This window comes from Hymenobacter seoulensis (assembly GCF_054780535.1).
In genome coordinates, this window is the sequence record NZ_BAAGWD010000001.1 from 582205 (window position 1) to 597383 (window position 15179).

General features: G+C 59.5%; 12 protein-coding genes. 6 read left to right on the top strand and 6 right to left on the bottom strand.

Annotated features, from left to right (window positions below):
* Positions 1 to 10 precede the first annotated feature (10 nt).
* The 3 genes from ACYVHC_RS02575 to ACYVHC_RS02585 form a co-directional block, all read right to left on the bottom strand.
* Positions 11 to 958: a glycosyltransferase family 2 protein gene (locus ACYVHC_RS02575; protein WP_460612096.1), complete on the bottom strand. Its 948-nt coding sequence runs from the start codon at positions 956 to 958 to the stop codon at positions 11 to 13.
* A gap of 3 nt (positions 959 to 961) precedes the next feature.
* Entirely contained in the window at positions 962 to 2257 is a 1296-nt protein-coding gene (locus ACYVHC_RS02580) for an MATE family efflux transporter (protein WP_460612097.1), read from the bottom strand.
* 127 nt (positions 2258 to 2384) lie between these two features.
* On the bottom strand, positions 2385 to 3398 hold the full coding sequence (locus tag ACYVHC_RS02585) for a hypothetical protein (RefSeq protein WP_460612098.1): 1014 nt from the start codon (positions 3396 to 3398) through the stop codon (positions 2385 to 2387).
* 216 nt (positions 3399 to 3614) lie between these two features.
* Between ACYVHC_RS02585 and corA the strand changes: the two genes are divergently transcribed.
* Complete coding sequence (gene corA, locus ACYVHC_RS02590) at positions 3615 to 4826, top strand: magnesium and cobalt transport protein CorA (protein ID WP_460612099.1); 1212 nt, start codon at positions 3615 to 3617, stop codon at positions 4824 to 4826.
* A 74-nt stretch (positions 4827 to 4900) separates the two neighbouring features.
* Here corA and ACYVHC_RS02595 read toward each other — a convergent pair whose 3' ends face one another.
* Positions 4901 to 7639: a hypothetical protein gene (locus tag ACYVHC_RS02595; protein WP_460612100.1), complete on the bottom strand. Its 2739-nt coding sequence runs from the start codon at positions 7637 to 7639 to the stop codon at positions 4901 to 4903.
* 130 nt (positions 7640 to 7769) lie between these two features.
* On the opposite strand from ACYVHC_RS02595, the gene ACYVHC_RS02600 reads away from it, so the two are divergent.
* Positions 7770 to 9269, top strand: a complete 1500-nt coding sequence (locus ACYVHC_RS02600; protein ID WP_460612101.1) for an APC family permease — start codon at positions 7770 to 7772, stop codon at positions 9267 to 9269.
* 82 nt (positions 9270 to 9351) lie between these two features.
* On the opposite strand, the gene ACYVHC_RS02605 is transcribed toward ACYVHC_RS02600, so the two are convergent.
* Entirely contained in the window at positions 9352 to 10083 is a 732-nt protein-coding gene (locus ACYVHC_RS02605; protein ID WP_460612102.1) for a carboxypeptidase-like regulatory domain-containing protein, read from the bottom strand.
* 295 nt (positions 10084 to 10378) lie between these two features.
* Positions 10379 to 10783: a hypothetical protein gene (locus ACYVHC_RS02610; protein ID WP_460612103.1), complete on the bottom strand. Its 405-nt coding sequence runs from the start codon at positions 10781 to 10783 to the stop codon at positions 10379 to 10381.
* A 139-nt stretch (positions 10784 to 10922) separates the two neighbouring features.
* Between ACYVHC_RS02610 and ACYVHC_RS02615 the strand changes: the two genes are divergently transcribed.
* The 4 genes from ACYVHC_RS02615 (at position 10923) to ACYVHC_RS02630 (ending at position 15179) form a co-directional block, all read left to right on the top strand.
* Entirely contained in the window at positions 10923 to 12266 is a 1344-nt protein-coding gene (locus tag ACYVHC_RS02615) for an NAD(P)/FAD-dependent oxidoreductase (RefSeq protein ID WP_460612104.1), read from the top strand.
* Positions 12267 to 12322: 56 nt separating this feature from the next.
* Positions 12323 to 12553 carry a hypothetical protein gene (locus ACYVHC_RS02620; RefSeq protein ID WP_460612105.1) on the top strand — a complete coding sequence of 77 codons (231 nt, stop codon included), beginning with the start codon at positions 12323 to 12325 and terminating at the stop codon, positions 12551 to 12553.
* An 89-nt stretch (positions 12554 to 12642) separates the two neighbouring features.
* A complete protein-coding gene (locus tag ACYVHC_RS02625) occupies positions 12643 to 14022 on the top strand; it encodes a 4Fe-4S binding protein (RefSeq protein ID WP_460612106.1) in 1380 nt (459 codons plus the stop codon).
* Between the two features lie 17 nt (positions 14023 to 14039).
* Complete coding sequence (locus ACYVHC_RS02630; protein ID WP_460612107.1) at positions 14040 to 15179, top strand: formylglycine-generating enzyme family protein; 1140 nt, start codon at positions 14040 to 14042, stop codon at positions 15177 to 15179.

The following is a 15179-nucleotide window of genomic DNA, read 5'->3' on the forward strand; positions in this document are numbered from 1 at the left end:
CCTTGCTCTGTTAGCTACGCCAGCGGCTCCAGGCGGGTACTAGCTGATCAATCAAGGTGAAGTAGCCGGTTTGGCGCAACACCTCCGCAAACTGCAGCGCGTGTGCATGGCTGCCGTGGCGCACGCACTGGCGCATTTCCCAGCGTGCCCGCACGGCCAGCGCCTCCCGTTCTGCGGCGGTACGGCACAACACCAGGGCTTTGCGGCAGGTAGCTACCGTAGAATCCAGGTGCGGGTCGTTGGGGCGGTAGGCCGTGCCCGACATGGCCTGCGGGTGCTTCCGCTTTTGGGTAGTTACGGCATCCAGAAACTGAAAATGCCAGTCGCGAGCGGCGCGCACCCAGAAATCAAAGTCTTCATAATACAACGTCTCATCGAAACCACCGAGTGCATCGAGGGTAGCGCGGCGCATCAGCATGGTAGGCGTGCTAATGAAATAGCGCCGCAGCACTTCGGCAAACACCTCCCCGGAAGCCGGCTGCGGAAACAGGCGGCCGTTCTCGCGGCGGATGTGGTAGCGCAGGTGCCGGCCCTGCTCATCAATCAGCTCAGCATCGGAATACACTACCCCCACATGCGGCGGCAACTGTTGGAACAAGGCCACCTGCTGGGTGAGGCGCTCAGGAAGCAGCACATCATCGGTAGCAAAATCAACGACAAATTCTCCGGAAGTGCGCCGGTAGCCCAGGTTGAAAGCCCGGCACAGGCCTATATTTTCGGGTAGCAGTTGGAGATGCCAGTGGGGGTAACGCGCTGCGTATTCCTGCAAAATGGCCGCGCTACCATCGGTACTGGCATTATCCAGGAGCACTACTTCAATATTGGGGTAGGTCTGGGCCAGAATGGAGTCGAGGGCAGGGCGCAGGAAGGGCGCGTGGTTGTAGCAGGTAGCCACAATGCTAACCAGTGGCAGCGGTGAATTGGCAGAAAGCTCAGAAGCAGCGGGGAAACTAGCCATGCATCAGGGGCGCAGATATCCGCGAAAATAAACAGCGCTAGCTACCAGCAGCACCCCAAACCGGGCCGCATGCGCCAGGGGTGCACCTAGCAAGCCGTAGCGGGGCAGCAACACCGCCAGCAGCGCAGCATACAGCACCGCCGAGCCTGCCTGCACTGCCACATATCGGCCCACCTTAGCCTGCGCCATCATCAGAAACAGCAGCGTCCAGGTCAGGAATTTGGCCCAATCGCCGAGCAACTGGGGTGCCAACAGGAAGCCGGCTTTGGCAAAGCGCTCATCAAACAGCAGTGGCAGCAGCCAGCTCCGCACCAGCCACAGCGCGCCCAGCCCCACGGCCAGGATAGCCGCTAGGGCACTGAGCACGGTGCGCACCAGCTGGCGCTGCAAGGCCGGCTGGGTGCTTAGCGCGGCCAACCGGGGGTAGTACACGCTGCCCATTACCGCCGAAAACACCATGGTGTAGTTATCAGAAAGCTTGGCCACGGCCTGCCAGAGGTCGGTTTGCGCCAGTCCGAGTTGCCGGATAAGCACTTCGCGCAAGCTGAAATCAATAGATTTTCCGAAAAGCAGTACGCTCAAAGCCATCAGCAGAAACCGGCCGAGCGTGCGCACAGTCTGACGGCTTACGCGGCCCCGCAAGGGGGGCAACAGCTTGGCCCGGCCCGCCACTACCAAGGCCGGCCCCAGCGTAAGGCCTTGGGCCAACAGGTAGGCTAGCAGCGCTATCGGGATGGAGGCCTTACCGGCCAGTACCATCGCTACTGCAGCCGGGCCCAGCAAACTCAGCAGCACCGTAAGTCCTACATACGCCTGCAGCCGCCCAGCCGCCAGCAACACCGATACCACAAACGCATGCCCGGTAAGCAGCACTAGCCCCAGCAAAAGGCCCAAGGTCCACGCGAAGTTCATCTGGAATACGCCTACCAATGGACCTGGCAGCAGCAGCAAGGCCAGCGCACCCAGCAGCAAAGCCCCGGCATTCAGCACCAACCCCGCCCCCAACCAGGCACGGTACCGGCCCGAGCCCGGCCGTAGCGGCGCCAGGTATTTCACCACGCCCACATGAATCCCGTCGTTGGGCAGCGTGGTAAACAAAGCCATCAGGTTCTGGAAGTGCGCCAGCAGCGTGAGTCCGCCCGGGCCGCCGTACACGGCCAGTAGCTTGTTCAGTAGTAGCGCACCGGCCGCGCGCGCTCCTACTGCCACTCCGGAGCCTACCGATCCGCGCAGGAAGCGCCCTAGTACGGCCGCGCGGGTTTCAGGCTGAGAAGTAGATGGAGCAACAGGAACGGCCATGAGCTGCAAGATAGCACAGGCACCAACGCCGCGCTGACCGCACTAGCCCTTCTGCCAGCTCAAACCTCTCCTGCTTCAATCAGCTGCCTACACTCTAGGCCGTACAAAGGCTCAAACCGAGTGCATATTATCGCAGCTGCTTTTCAAACGTGAGCTTCAGGCTGGGCACCCCACCTAAATGGCGCTTAAACTGCAGCAGCGGCTGGTTGAGGCCCTCGGGCAGCGTAGAGGTTCCTAGGTCGAGCAGGCGCATGTTGCTAGCCTGCCCAAAGGCATGAAGCCCAGCATTCAGCAGCACCACCGGGCTAAACGCATTGTAAGCCAGCGGACTAGCCGGGTAGAAATTATACAGCACCTCCTCGTTCACCCGAATGGCAACCGTGAGGGCGGCCCACTCACCCTGTGCATCGCGCACCGAAAACAGGAAATGGTTATCAGGAAACTCCCGAAACAGCTCTTGTAGCCGCTCCAGTGGCAGCGAAAGGTCCTGCCCTTTTTCAGCCCGGCACCGCTGCAAAAACTCGTAGGCCAGAGGCAGAAGTAGGGGTGGCTCCTGCTCAAACCGCAGGCCATGTCGTTCGCACTTTTTCAGCCGCCGACGTTCTGAGGGGTGCAGGTGCTGCGCAAAGTCGCGTTGCAACGGCAAGTGGTTGTTTATTTCGGCCAGTACCACCTCATAGCCCAACCGCTGCAGCACCTGCGTAAGCCTGGCACTGGCGGGCGCGTCGTAAGCAAAGGCGTGGGGGCGCAACGTGAGGCGGCGTACGCCCCGAGCAGCTAGCTGACGCTCAACTTCCTGCAGAAACCTCGTCAACACCTCAGCCGATACCTGCGACGCCGCCTGAATGGCCCCGAACGGTGCTTGCCAGGGGCTTCGGCCAAGCTGGCCATCGGCACTCAGAAATACGTGCAGCTGTGCCAGCGTAAGGTTCGCTTCCTCATCTTCCAGAAAGAAATGCAGCCGCTCGCCGGGGCTCTGCTGTCGGGCCAAATGAGCCGGCATGAGGTATAGCCAAGGGGTATATGCTAGGGGCCGGACGGGCAGCTGCGCCAGGCCCGTCAGGAGCCGTACTCCGTAGAGGTGGGCTGGGTTCGGGCCTGGTAGCGGCACAACAGCGGCAGCATCGGCGGGAGGTAACAACAGCAGGGCAATTATGCGAAGAGGAGCACGAAAGTACCACTATTTCCAGCGTGGCCGCCTAGGTTTACGGCCCCTGCTACCCTAGGCAAGCTAGGTACCGGACGCGCATCCACCCCAGGCATTACCGCTACCCTCGTAATTTACCAGGCCCGGCACAACGCTTTTTAAGCTGAATCCCGTAAACTGCCTCATCTGTTTGGTTACCGCTTTCTACCCATGACTCCCCCTTCCACCTCTTCTGCTCCGCCCCAGGCGCCCTTCGTACCCTTCCCTCCTGACGATGACGAGGAAGGGCCGCTGCATGGGCGCGGTGTTGCTGACCATGACGCCACGCGCCAGGCCCGGGAACAGCAGGTAGGCCAGCGCCCCGGCACCTTAGTTATCCGGGAGGACTCGCTTCCGCCCCGCCTGGTTCTGATTTCCTATAGCGAGACGTTTTTTGAAGAGCGCCAATATGCCAGCTACGATGAGCTGCTGGCCTTTTTCCGACAACACCCGGAGCTGAAACACTGGATTGACATCCGGGGCTACGACGACCTGGCCATGATGCAGCGCATTCAGGATGACTTTGAAATTCATCCGTTGCAAATGGAAGACGTGCTGGGTGATTACCAGCGGGCCAAGGTGGAGGAAACCACGCACGGCCTGTTTCTGGTCTCGCGCATGACCGAGTTTACCCCTCGCCTCGATATTGACGACGACCAGCTGTCTATTTTCACCGGCGACAACTACGTGCTCACGTTTCAGGATGACTACGAAGACTGCCTAGAATCGGTGCGGGCGCGGTTACGCTCGGGCCGCAGCTCCATCCGGCGGCGAGTGCCGCTGTACCTGGCCTACGCCCTCACCGATGTAGTGCTCGACCACTACTACCCCACCATGGCCGCCATCGGCGACTACTTGGAAACGCTGGAGGAAAGCATCTTTCATGGCCGCCCCGACCGGCGCGTGCTCAGCCAGATTCTGCGCATCAAGAAGGATATTGTTCGTTTTCGGCGGCTCGTGTATCCGGAGCGGGAAAAGATTGCGGAGCTGCTTCGGATGTCGGAGGAGGAAGTGCCCGAGGAAATCAAGGTGTTTTTTCAGGACTGCTACGACCACGCCATTCAGGCCCTCGACCTGGCCGAAAGCTACCGGGAAACCGTGAGCAGCCTCGTCGACCTCTACATGTCGGACCAGAGCAACCGCGCCAACGAGGTCATGAAAGTCCTGACCATTATCAGCAGCATTTTTATTCCGCTCAGCTTTGTGGTGGGCCTCTATGGCATGAACTTCCAGCGCGAAACCCCCGACGGACGCATCAACCCCCTCAACATGCCGGAGCTGTACAGTCCGTGGGGTTATCCGGTTCTGCTGGGCGTCCTGACACTTATTGTGATAGTGCAGCTCACGTACTTTTACCGAAAAGGCTGGCTTTCCAGGCGCTAAAAAGACAAAAGCCCGAGGCGGTTTGCAGGTTTTACTAGGGTAGTAAATTCCGCGAACCGCCTTGGGCTTTTCAGCTACTGCTCCAAGCGTACATCGGTGCGGCGGAGCTCGTTGGCCACTACCCGGAAAAGGTGATACACATTCGTACTAGGGTCGTGGGTGAGCCCAACCTGGGGTACCGTGCTATCGAAGGGCTGGCCCCCAATGAGTCGTGCGCGGGCATCGTAGAGGTATGCCTTGCCCGGCCCAATTTCGGTGAGAGCATATACCTCCCGCCCGGCGCCAAAGCTGAAAAATTGCACCGACCGCGGCGCCGAGGTCACGAACGTCTGGCTGAGCACTTGCCGACCCGAGGCGCTAAATAGGGCTAGTCGCCCGCCTTCTTCGCGCACCACTACGTAGCTACGCTGCTGCTGATCTGGAATAAGCCGAAATACCGAAGTACGGCTCCAGGTGGCTACCCGGCTGCGAGCTACAATATCGCCGCTCAGGGTAAAGCTGACCCGCTCGCCGTGCTGACTGACCACCGTGAGGCGCGTGCGGCGCAAGGTAGTGCCGGCCTCTACCAGCACCCCACCGGCTAGCCGCGCCCCTACACTAATCGGGAAGCCAGGGTAGGTGCTGCCGCTTTGGTCGAGGGCATAGATGTAGCCATTCTCAAGCAACACCACTACCACGTCGCGGCCATCAATGGTAAGGTACTGGGGCGGCGAGGCCAGCCGGAACTCCATTTGCTTGGGCTGCCAGCCGGGGTATGCCCGCCCCCGCGTATCGTAAAGGAACAGGTTGCCGCTGGCACCCGCCACCAGCAGCCGCTGCGGACTTTTGCCGCTGGCCGGCGATACGCTCAAGGACGTAGCCCGCACCGTATCTGGCAGGTTCAGCGGGAAATTTGGCTGCACCTGCCCGCTGTTGTTGTATTGAAATAGTTGGTTGGGGGTAGCCAGCAGAAAGCCTGTTGCGCCCGGCATGCGGTACGGAGAGCTCACCACCGGCCCGGGCAGCGTATCAGACCAGGCTACTACGTTGTCGGGGGTTACGTAGTGCAGCACCTGGGCCGTATCCTGCACCAGCACGCCGGGCAGCTTGGCGCCCGCTACCGTTACCAGCTCCGGCGAGCTGTTGAGGGGCAGTTTAAAATCCAGCACGCTGCCCGTACCGTTCGGATTCTGGGGGCGGGCTACGGCGGGCCCTACCGCCGGATGCCGCAGCACAAACTGCGTGAAGTACTGCGCATCGGGCTCCTGCTCGTTGGCGGCGGGCACCCACTGCAAAGAGATCTGAGGAAAGCGCTTAAACAAGGATTCATTGCGTAGCAACCCGGCCCGGCGCTCTTCCTGTAAGCCACGCAACAGCAGGTTCCAGCAGTTGCGGGTGTCCATGAGCACGCTCAGGCGGGCCAGCGGCTGGGTTTCCTGCAGAAAGGCTACCTGCGTTGGGGAGCGGGTCCAGACCTCGCCGGCGGCTACATCGGTCAGCCACTGGCGCAGCGCAGCTTCGTCATCGCCAAAGGCCACGTAGTTTCCTACCTGCGCTACCACGGGCTGGGCAAACCCTTTAAACATAGGCCCCAGCAGTTGCTGCGGCAGCTCTTGCACACCAGCCTTGTATATCTGGTAAGGCCCCACCCGCACAAACGATGGGCTCTCTCCTACTAGGCGCCGCAGCTGCCCCAACAGAATGCTTAGCTGGGCCGGGGTAGCGGTGTAGGCAATGGCCAGCTTGCCGGGGCGCACCCGCGCCGAGGACGTAGCCAGATAGCATAATGCTACCTCCTGGCTAAGTTGTGCCGTGAGGCTATCGAGCAGTGGCTGCACAGCCGGCGCTAGCGAGTCGGCAGGGGTGGGTGCGGGCCGGGGGCCGCGCAGCACGGCGGCTTTGCCAAGGCCCAGGTGCACCACTAGGGCCGTACGCAGGGGCAACACCTCGGCCATATGCAGGCGTTGGGCGGGCTGCCCAACCAGGCGTTGGTGCAGGCCGTCGCGGGTGGTTTCGGGGTTAGCGAAGCCCGTGAAGGCTACTTTGTTGCCGGCCAGCCGCATTTCCGTCATTTCGTTGCGGGCCAAGCTGGCAATGGAGGTCATTTCGGAACCTAGCTCTTGCCGGAAAAACACCCCTAGCAAGTGAGGTAGCCGGCGCTGGTTCAGCAGCAACGTGGCATCTACATCGCGCAGCTTAAAGTAGTCGGTGTTCTGAAACTCAGCGGCCACGGTGGGCGCGTCGGGAGTTTGCAGACGCCTAACCACGGCCTCTACCAACGTGGGGCTGGCACTCAGCAGCAAATGATTGCGGTAGTTGAGTATGGTAACGCCTTCACCGCCTTCCCGGGGCCGTACCTCGGTAAGTACCTGGTCCAGAAACTCGCGGGTGGTTACCTGAAAGCTGCCGCTTCGGCCCAGCCCCTCCAGCAGGCTGCGCACTTGCCGGTATTCGCGTACACTGCCAATAGGTACCTGAAACAGCACATCAAACCGGCCGGGCCCCATCACGTGCAGGGAGGTTAAGACCCGCTTTCGGCCTAGGAAACGCAGCACCACGTTGCGCCCGCCCGTGAGGCTATCGGCCATGACGAGGTTGTCCTCAACTTGCTGGAAGTAGCGTACGGCCGTGAGGTTGTCCCAGAGCTGGGTTTCCTTCAGGTGCCGTACCAGCGTGGTATGGTCGCGCGTGACGGCCACCAGCACGGCATTATCCGGAACCAACGACCAGGGGTCAACGGGCACGCGCGCCACGGTGCGGCGGTAGTACACATACGAGCCCAGGGCAGTTAGTAGCAACAGACCCGTTAAGAATACCAGTACTCGTTGCGACATGCAGAAACCAAAGGTGGGCGGGCAAAAATAGGGATTCGGGCGGGAGTAGACGAAGTAGCTGTACGGTAAAGCCCAGGTTTGGAAGCCAGTTTTCTATCTTCCGGCCTGAAACACTTCCTACTCTTCCTGTATGTCTGAGAAACAAGGCCAATTTCAGCGGGCCATTACGCTGTTTGATGCCGTCATGATTGTGACGGGGAGCATGATTGGCTCCGGCATTTTTATCGTTTCCGCCGACATTGCGCGGCAGGTTGGCTCCAGTGGCTGGCTGCTGGTGGTGTGGCTGCTGACCGGCGTGATTACCATGGCGGGGGCCATCAGTTACGGCGAACTGGCTTCCATGTTCCCGAAAGTAGGCGGCCAGTACGTGTATCTGCGCGAGGCCTATAACAAACTAGTGGCCTTCCTCTATGGCTGGTCGTTGTTTCTGGTCATCCAGACGGGGGTTATTGCTGCCGTAGCCGTAGCATTTGCCAAGTTTACCGGCGTACTCATGCCGTGGTTCAGCGTGAAGAACGTGCTCTTCAAGGCAGAGCCTATCTCCTTGCCCGGCATCGGCAGCTACACCTTTGAGTTCAGCAGCGTGCAACTGCTGGCCATTATCCTCATCATCGGCATCACGGCCATCAACGCCAGGGGCGTGCGGGCCGGTAAGTTGATCCAGAACGTGCTGGGCTCCACGAAGCTGGTGGCGCTGGCCTTGCTTATTCTGGGCGGCCTTACCCTGGGCCTGAATGCCGAGGCGGTGCAGGCCAACTTCCAGGATATGTGGACGGCGGTGCGCCACCCCGCCCCTGGCATGTCCTTTTCTCCGATGCCCCTGAGCATGTCGGGGCTGGTAGTAGCCATTGGTATGGCCATGACGGGCTCCTTGTTTTCCTCTGACTCCTGGAACAACATTGGGTTTGCCGGAGAAGAAATTGTAAACCCCGAGCGGACCTTGGTGCGCAGTATGGCCCTAGGCACGGCCATCGTAACGGCCCTGTACATCCTCTCCAACATTGTGTACCTGCTGGTGCTGCCGCTCGCTGGCTCACCCGATGCTACTACCCTAGCGGGCCGGGGCATCATGTATGCCACCGATGATAGGGTAGCAACCGCCGTGGCCGAACACGTGCTCGGGCCCGCTGGCGCCATTGTGCTGGCCGTGCTGATTATGCTGAGCACCTTTGGGGCGAATAACGGCATCATTCTTTCCGGCGCCCGCGCTTATTATGCTATGGCGAAGGACGGGTTGTTTTTCCGAGGCCTTGCGCGCCTAAATGCCGCTGGTGTACCCAGCCGGGCGTTGTGGGCGCAGTGCTTATGGGCCAGCCTGCTGTGCCTTTCGGGCTCATATGGCCAGCTGCTGAACTACGTTATGTTCTCGGTAATCCTGTTTTACGTCATTACCATCATTGGCATTTTTGTACTGCGGCGCACCCGCCCTGAGGCGCCGCGCCCGTACCGGGCCTGGGGGTACCCTGTGCTACCAGGTATTTATGTACTGTTGGCTTCAGCGTTCTGTATTATCCTGCTGGTAGCTCCCGACACAGCAGAGTTTTCGCGGCGTGGGCTGCTGCTAGTTGCCCTGGGCGTGCCGGTCTACTTCCTATTCCGCAAGCGCTTCGCTGATAATGCTCCCGACTAGGGCATAAAAACACCACAAACCCTAAAAAACCCCGCTGAAACTATTTCAGCGGGTTTTTTTAGGGTTTGTGGCTTAACCAGACCTAGCGACGACGACGCTTGGCGCCTTCGCGCGGAACCAGGGTTACGTTTTGCGTATGCACGTTACGGGTGCGCAGTTCTTGGTCTTCGTAGCCGCCGTAGCCATACACCAGCGTGTTGTCGCCGGCGGGTAGCTCGAGGCTGTAGTTGCCGTTGGCATCAGTGCCGGTTGCTTTGCGCGAGCCTTTCAGCATAACCGTAGCGCCGGCCAGCGGACGGCCGTTTTCGTCCAGGATGCGGCCCGAAACGGTTACGTTGGCGGGCGCGGCTTCCACGGCGGCCGGAGCCTCGGGTACTGCCTCTACGGCCACGGGCGCAGCCACGGCTTCCTGCTGCTCATTGGCAGGAGCAGCAGCGGGCCCACCGGTTGGGCTCTTAGCCGCTGCCGCCTTCGCCGCTGCGGCCTTGGCAGCTGCCGAGAGCTTCTCTTTGTCGTCTTGGGTGGTTTTGTCCTCGTCTTCCTCCTGGTCAGCGGCCGCTTCTTTCGGCGCCTCCTCCTTAATGCGGGTGCCCGTTACGGTAGCTTCGCCCAGCTCCATAATGGGCATAGCGTTAGCAATACGGCGAGTAGTTTGGGCGGGCAGCAGCACGTAGCCCAGGATAACCAACGCCAAAATAGCGCCGACAATAAGGGCCAGGCGGCTGTTGCCGGAGGAAAGCTCTTCTTCCTCGCTGATTAGCTCCTGAGCTGCTTGATCTTGGTCTTCAATAGGGGTAGTAGTGTTGGCATCCATACCGGGTTTGATTAAAAAAAGAGCAGAGTGGGAATTGCACCACCGAAACCTGCCAAAGCACCTTCAACTGGAGTTTAAAAGGCCACAAAAACAGCATCGGCCCTTAAAGATAAAAGCAAAATCTGCCACTAACCTAATTTCAATTTCTTCTTTCTGGAATTTGTTTTCTTGCCAATTAGGCATTCTAATGCACTTTTTCAGGTACATTCTGCAACCAAACGCCCGTCAAGTTCCCATTACTGGAACCTAACGGGCGTTTGCGGTAAGCTGGGGTATGCTACTGGCTGGCCGGGGCTTACTCCTGCACTGGGGTAGCCGGCCCGCTCGGGGCCGATTCGCCGAACTCCTGGTCACGGGTCCGGAGCTTGTGGTCCAGCTCATAGCTGCCTTCGGTTTCGAAGCCGGGGCCGCTAGCCTGCTCGCCTGCTTCGTGGTGCTCGTTGCCACCCTGCGGCACGCCTTCGGCTCCATTAATGTGCAGGTTCTCGAGCTGGTCTTTCTGGTCGGAGCGCTGGGTGTAGCCGCGGGCCCCGGTGTGGCGAAACGCCGTCGGGTCGTTGGCTTCCTTGCCGTTGCTCATCATCTTTTTAAACTCTTTCTCCTTTTCCTGCTCTTCGTTATAAGGAGTTACGTTCGCGGTATTTTCCGCCAGGTTCTGGTTTTCATTATCGTTATCGACTTCGTTTTGCGGCGTTATCATGCAAGGGTCAGTTTAAGTGGTGGATACTATACCTGTACGGCTGCTGCTACCCGAGGTTGGAGTTCTGAGCCAGCCAGAACCACTTCCGGACTTACGGCGTAGCTTTGGCGAGCTACCCGCTTTTTATAATTCTGCTTTCATGCATCTGGTCATCATCGGCAACGGCATCACGGGCGTTACGTGCGCCCTCACGGCCCGGCGTCTGCACCCCGAAGCCCGCATTACGCTGGTATCGGAGGAAAGCCCGCACCATATCTCCCGGCCCGCCCTGATGTACGTGTACCTAGGCCACATGCGCCTCCAGGATATCAAGCCCTACGAAGACTGGTTCTGGCAAGAAAACCGCCTGGAGCTGGTGCACGCCACGGCCACTAGCTTTGTGCCGGAGCAAAAGACGGTTCAGCTCAGTACGGGGGCTAGTATCCTGTACGACAAGCTGCTGCTAGCCACGGGCTCCGTGGGCCGGCGCGCCGCCTGGCCAGGGCAGGACTTGGCCGGGGTGCAGGGCCTAGTAACGCTGCCTGATCTGGAACGGATGACGCGCGAAACCCATGGCGTGCGGCAGGCGGTGGTAGTAGGTGGTGGCCTGATTGGTGTGGAGCTGGCCGAGATGCTGAGCGCCAAAGGCATAGAAGTTACGCTACTGGTGCGCGACACGCATTACTGGGGCTCGGTGCTGCCGCCCGAGGAAGCCGCGCTCGTGCATCGGCAGTTGCGGGCGCATCATATCCAGGTGCACTATACTACTGAGCTAGCTGAAATACTGCCGGATGCGGCCGGCCGCGTGCGGGCCATACGTACCACTGCGGGCCAGGAAATGGCGTGTCAGTGGGTGGGGCTTTCCGTGGGGGTTGAGCCGAATGTGACCCTAGCGCGCACGGGCGGCGTGGAAACCGACCGGGGCATTCTGGTAGATGAGTTGCTGCAAACCAACCAGCCGGATGTGTTCGCCGCCGGCGACTGTGCCCAGCACCGCTTTCTGCCGGCAGGCGAAGCAGCCGTGGAGCAGCTCTGGTACACCGGCCGCCACCAAGGCGAAACGGTGGCACACACCATCTGCGGGCAGCCTACCCCCTACCAGCGCGGCCCCTGGTACAACTCGGCTAAGTTTTTCGACCTCGAATTCCAGACCTATGGCCGCGTGCCGCCGCAACTGCCTACGGGTGAACACACATTCTGCTGGCAACACCCCAACGGCCAGCACCTATTGCGCCTGAACTTTAAGGCCGATGCTAGCCTGGCCGTAACGGGCATGAATGCCTTGGGCCTGCGTCAGCGCCACGACGTATGGGACCAGTGGTTGCGCGCCCAAACACCCGTAACCACCGTGCTGGCTCAGCTGGGCGCCGCCAACTTCGACCCCGAGTTTTTCCGAACCTACGAAGCGGCTATTGTGGTAGCCTTCAACCAGCAGTTTCCGCAGCACCAGGTAGTGTTGCGTCGCCGCAAAGGGTTGTTTTCTTTCCGCGCCCTGAACTCCTGACCGCCCGTTGGGTTTGGTGTATCTTTCGGCCTAGGCTTTTCTATTTCTTGCTCCGCATGGATTTTTCTAAACTTTATCGGCCCAGCGCCCTCAACAGCTTTCAGTACATAGCCCTAGTGGGCGCTGTCATGAGTGGGGCCGCGCAACTAATTATCAGTCTGCTGAAACAGCCTCAGCCCGAGGGCTACAACTGGCTGTACCTGTGCTGGCTGGGCCTCTACATTTTCGGCTCGTTGCTGAACCTGTTTGGCAAGCCCCAGGATCCGCACCAGCACCACCATCACTAGGCTTCTCAACCTGCCCAACCGCCGTAGGCTATTGCCGGAATTCGTTCTGCTTGGCTTACCTCTCTGCCCTTTCCTGCTCTCGCTACTGTATGCTGACTCGTACTCTTGCTCCATCGGAAGCGGCGCCGCTTACTCCGGTATCAGCCGCTGAAAAGCTGCTCCTGACCCTGGTGGGCCTGGGGTTGCTGCTGTTGCTACCTGTGGCGTTTGATGCCGATGCCGTGCGGGCCCGGTTGTGCTTTTACGCGGCCCTAGGGTTGCTCAGTGCCGGAACCCTGGGCTGGGCCGCGTTCAAGTTTGGCCGACAGCCCGCCGGAGTGCGCCAGGATAACCTGTGGCTACGTTCCAGCACCGGCCGTGGCGCGCTGGCCTGGCTGACGGCGGTAGTACTCACGGGGTTTTATGTGGTGCTGTACTGGTTTAGCTCCGACGATGGCCAGGGCAACTTCGGCCCACTCAACCAGCTAGTACACGCCCTCGACCCCGCCAGCCACGCCCTGCGCCACCGCCCCTCCGACCAGTGGTTTCTCTACGGCACCTTCTACACGCTGGCTGTGCTAGTAATGGGCGGCCGCGCCCTCTGGAAATACCGCCACTCCCCTTACCACCGCATCCGAACGGTATCGGTGATGTTTTTCCAGCTGGGGTTTGCCTTTCTGCTGCCCGGCTTACTACTAGCCCTGCAAAAACCCGAATACTACTTCAGCTACTTCTGGCCCCTGAAATACGATTATCTGTTTCCGGGCACCGTCAGCTATTTGCTGAAAGATGGCGGACCTGGGCTGGGCGTGTTCATGGTGTTCTGGGGCGCGGTCATGTCGTTTGTGGCCACGCCGATACTCACTTACTTCTACGGCAAGCGCTGGTACTGCTCGTGGGTGTGCGGCTGCGGCGGCCTGGCCGAAACTGCCGGCGACCCTTACCGGCATCTTTCCGATAAAAGCCGCAACGCTTGGCGCTGGGAAGTTCGGCTTATCTACCCCATTTTGGTGTTTATTGTGCTGCTCACGGCGCTGCTGTGGCTGGGAGCTTCGGGTGCGGCGCCGTTTCTGCAACCCATTACCGAGCCCCTTTCGCGCTTTTATGGCTTTGCTATTGGCTCCGTTTTTTCGGGAGTGATTGGCGTGGGCTTCTACCCCCTGCTAGGTAACCGGGTGTGGTGCCGCTTTGGGTGCCCCATGGCAGCCTACCTAGGCCTGCTGCAAAAGCACTTTTCTCGCTTCCGGATTACTACCAATGGCGGCCAGTGCATTTCCTGTGGTAACTGCTCTAACGCCTGCGAAATGGGTATTGATGTAAAGCAATATGCGCAGCGCGGCGAGCCCATCATTCGGGCGGCGTGCGTGGGCTGCGGCGTGTGCAGCACCGTCTGCCCCCGAGGCGTACTCAACCTCGAAAACGGCCCGCAGGACGGCCGCTACCAAGGCTCGCAGCTTATTTCGGCCGAAAGCCTACGGATTTTAAGTTAAACCCGTAGTTTTCGCTTATGCGAATTTTGCTTTCCTATACCTTCTCATTGCTGATCACTGGGTTAGTAGTGAGCTGCGTAGCAGTGTCGCCCTCCAGTAACATGCCAGGCCGCTATAGCCCCGACACGGGCTTAGCTATTATTGGCCAAGGACTTACCGCTTGGCCCGATGAAGAGTTGCAACCCCTTCCACCGGGCCCCATTGATATAGAAGGCCCTCTCCAGCGCGCCTACAAAGGTCTACCTGACTTTCAGGTAGTTAAAATGGCTGCATGTCGGTTTACTACCAAGGATACCCTAGCCCGTTTACAGGCTAGCGCTAAAGCCTTGCCTAGTAATACGTTGCTCGCCCCAGGCAATGTACTGCTGGCAGGCGTGGCGTTTCGGCCAGATGAGGCAGAAGTAAGCAACCTAGCCTGGCAACAGTTCATTCGTCGGTTAGAATTTGAGGGAAAAGCAGCGCTAGCAGCACAAATGTGGCCCAGCAAATCGGCCTTACCAGTACCGGACTACTTCCTTAATCCCTTCTATCATTTTTACCCGGTGGTTGGCATCAGCTACGAGCAGGTGCAGGCATACTGCAAGTGGCGAAGCAACCAAGTTACTACTGCCTATTGGCAAGGCCAGCCCAACCGCGCCAATACATTACCAGATACCTTGGCCACCGATTATGTGCGCGTGACTTACCGGCTTCCTACTGAGGCCGAATGGGAATATGCAGCCGGTGCGGTTTCGGGACAGCCCTTTGGCACTACATGCTTGGAACAGAATGTTCAGGTGAATCCTAACGCGGCCTTATACTTAAAAACCCGGTCTCGGAGCCCTGAGTCGGTGCAGCAGATTAAAAAGGATATTCAGGTATTTAATCGTAGAAAACCGCTACTTCCTACTATTCAGCACCGAGACTTAACCGCTCCTTACTTCCTTGCAGCGCCCACTCCCGTTTATGTTTATTCCTATGCGGCCTCTCCGTTTGGCCTCTTTCATCAACTCGGCAACGCTGCGGAAATGGTGCAAGAGCCCGGAGTCACAAAAGGCGGCAGCTACCTTGATTCGCTGGAAGCCTGTACCATTAAAGCGCGCGGCACTTACAGCGGCCCAGCGCCTACTATTGGCTTTCGGTGCGTGAGTGAAGTATCGTACCCCAATCGGAAGTAG

Excerpts from the sequence above, each read along its gene's own strand:
- ACYVHC_RS02575 (WP_460612096.1), bottom strand. The coding sequence starts at position 958 with ATGGCTAGTTTCCCCGCTGCTTCTGAGCTTTCTGCCAATTCACCGCTG.
- ACYVHC_RS02580 (WP_460612097.1), bottom strand. The coding sequence starts at position 2,257 with ATGGCCGTTCCTGTTGCTCCATCTACTTCTCAGCCTGAAACCCGCGCG.
- corA (WP_460612099.1), top strand. The coding sequence starts at position 3,615 with ATGACTCCCCCTTCCACCTCTTCTGCTCCGCCCCAGGCGCCCTTCGTA.
- ACYVHC_RS02595 (WP_460612100.1), bottom strand. The coding sequence starts at position 7,639 with ATGTCGCAACGAGTACTGGTATTCTTAACGGGTCTGTTGCTACTAACT.
- ACYVHC_RS02600 (WP_460612101.1), top strand. The coding sequence starts at position 7,770 with ATGTCTGAGAAACAAGGCCAATTTCAGCGGGCCATTACGCTGTTTGAT.
- ACYVHC_RS02605 (WP_460612102.1), bottom strand. The coding sequence starts at position 10,083 with ATGGATGCCAACACTACTACCCCTATTGAAGACCAAGATCAAGCAGCT.
- ACYVHC_RS02610 (WP_460612103.1), bottom strand. The coding sequence starts at position 10,783 with ATGATAACGCCGCAAAACGAAGTCGATAACGATAATGAAAACCAGAAC.
- ACYVHC_RS02615 (WP_460612104.1), top strand. The coding sequence starts at position 10,923 with ATGCATCTGGTCATCATCGGCAACGGCATCACGGGCGTTACGTGCGCC.
- ACYVHC_RS02620 (WP_460612105.1), top strand. The coding sequence starts at position 12,323 with ATGGATTTTTCTAAACTTTATCGGCCCAGCGCCCTCAACAGCTTTCAG.
- ACYVHC_RS02625 (WP_460612106.1), top strand. The coding sequence starts at position 12,643 with ATGCTGACTCGTACTCTTGCTCCATCGGAAGCGGCGCCGCTTACTCCG.
- ACYVHC_RS02630 (WP_460612107.1), top strand. The coding sequence starts at position 14,040 with ATGCGAATTTTGCTTTCCTATACCTTCTCATTGCTGATCACTGGGTTA.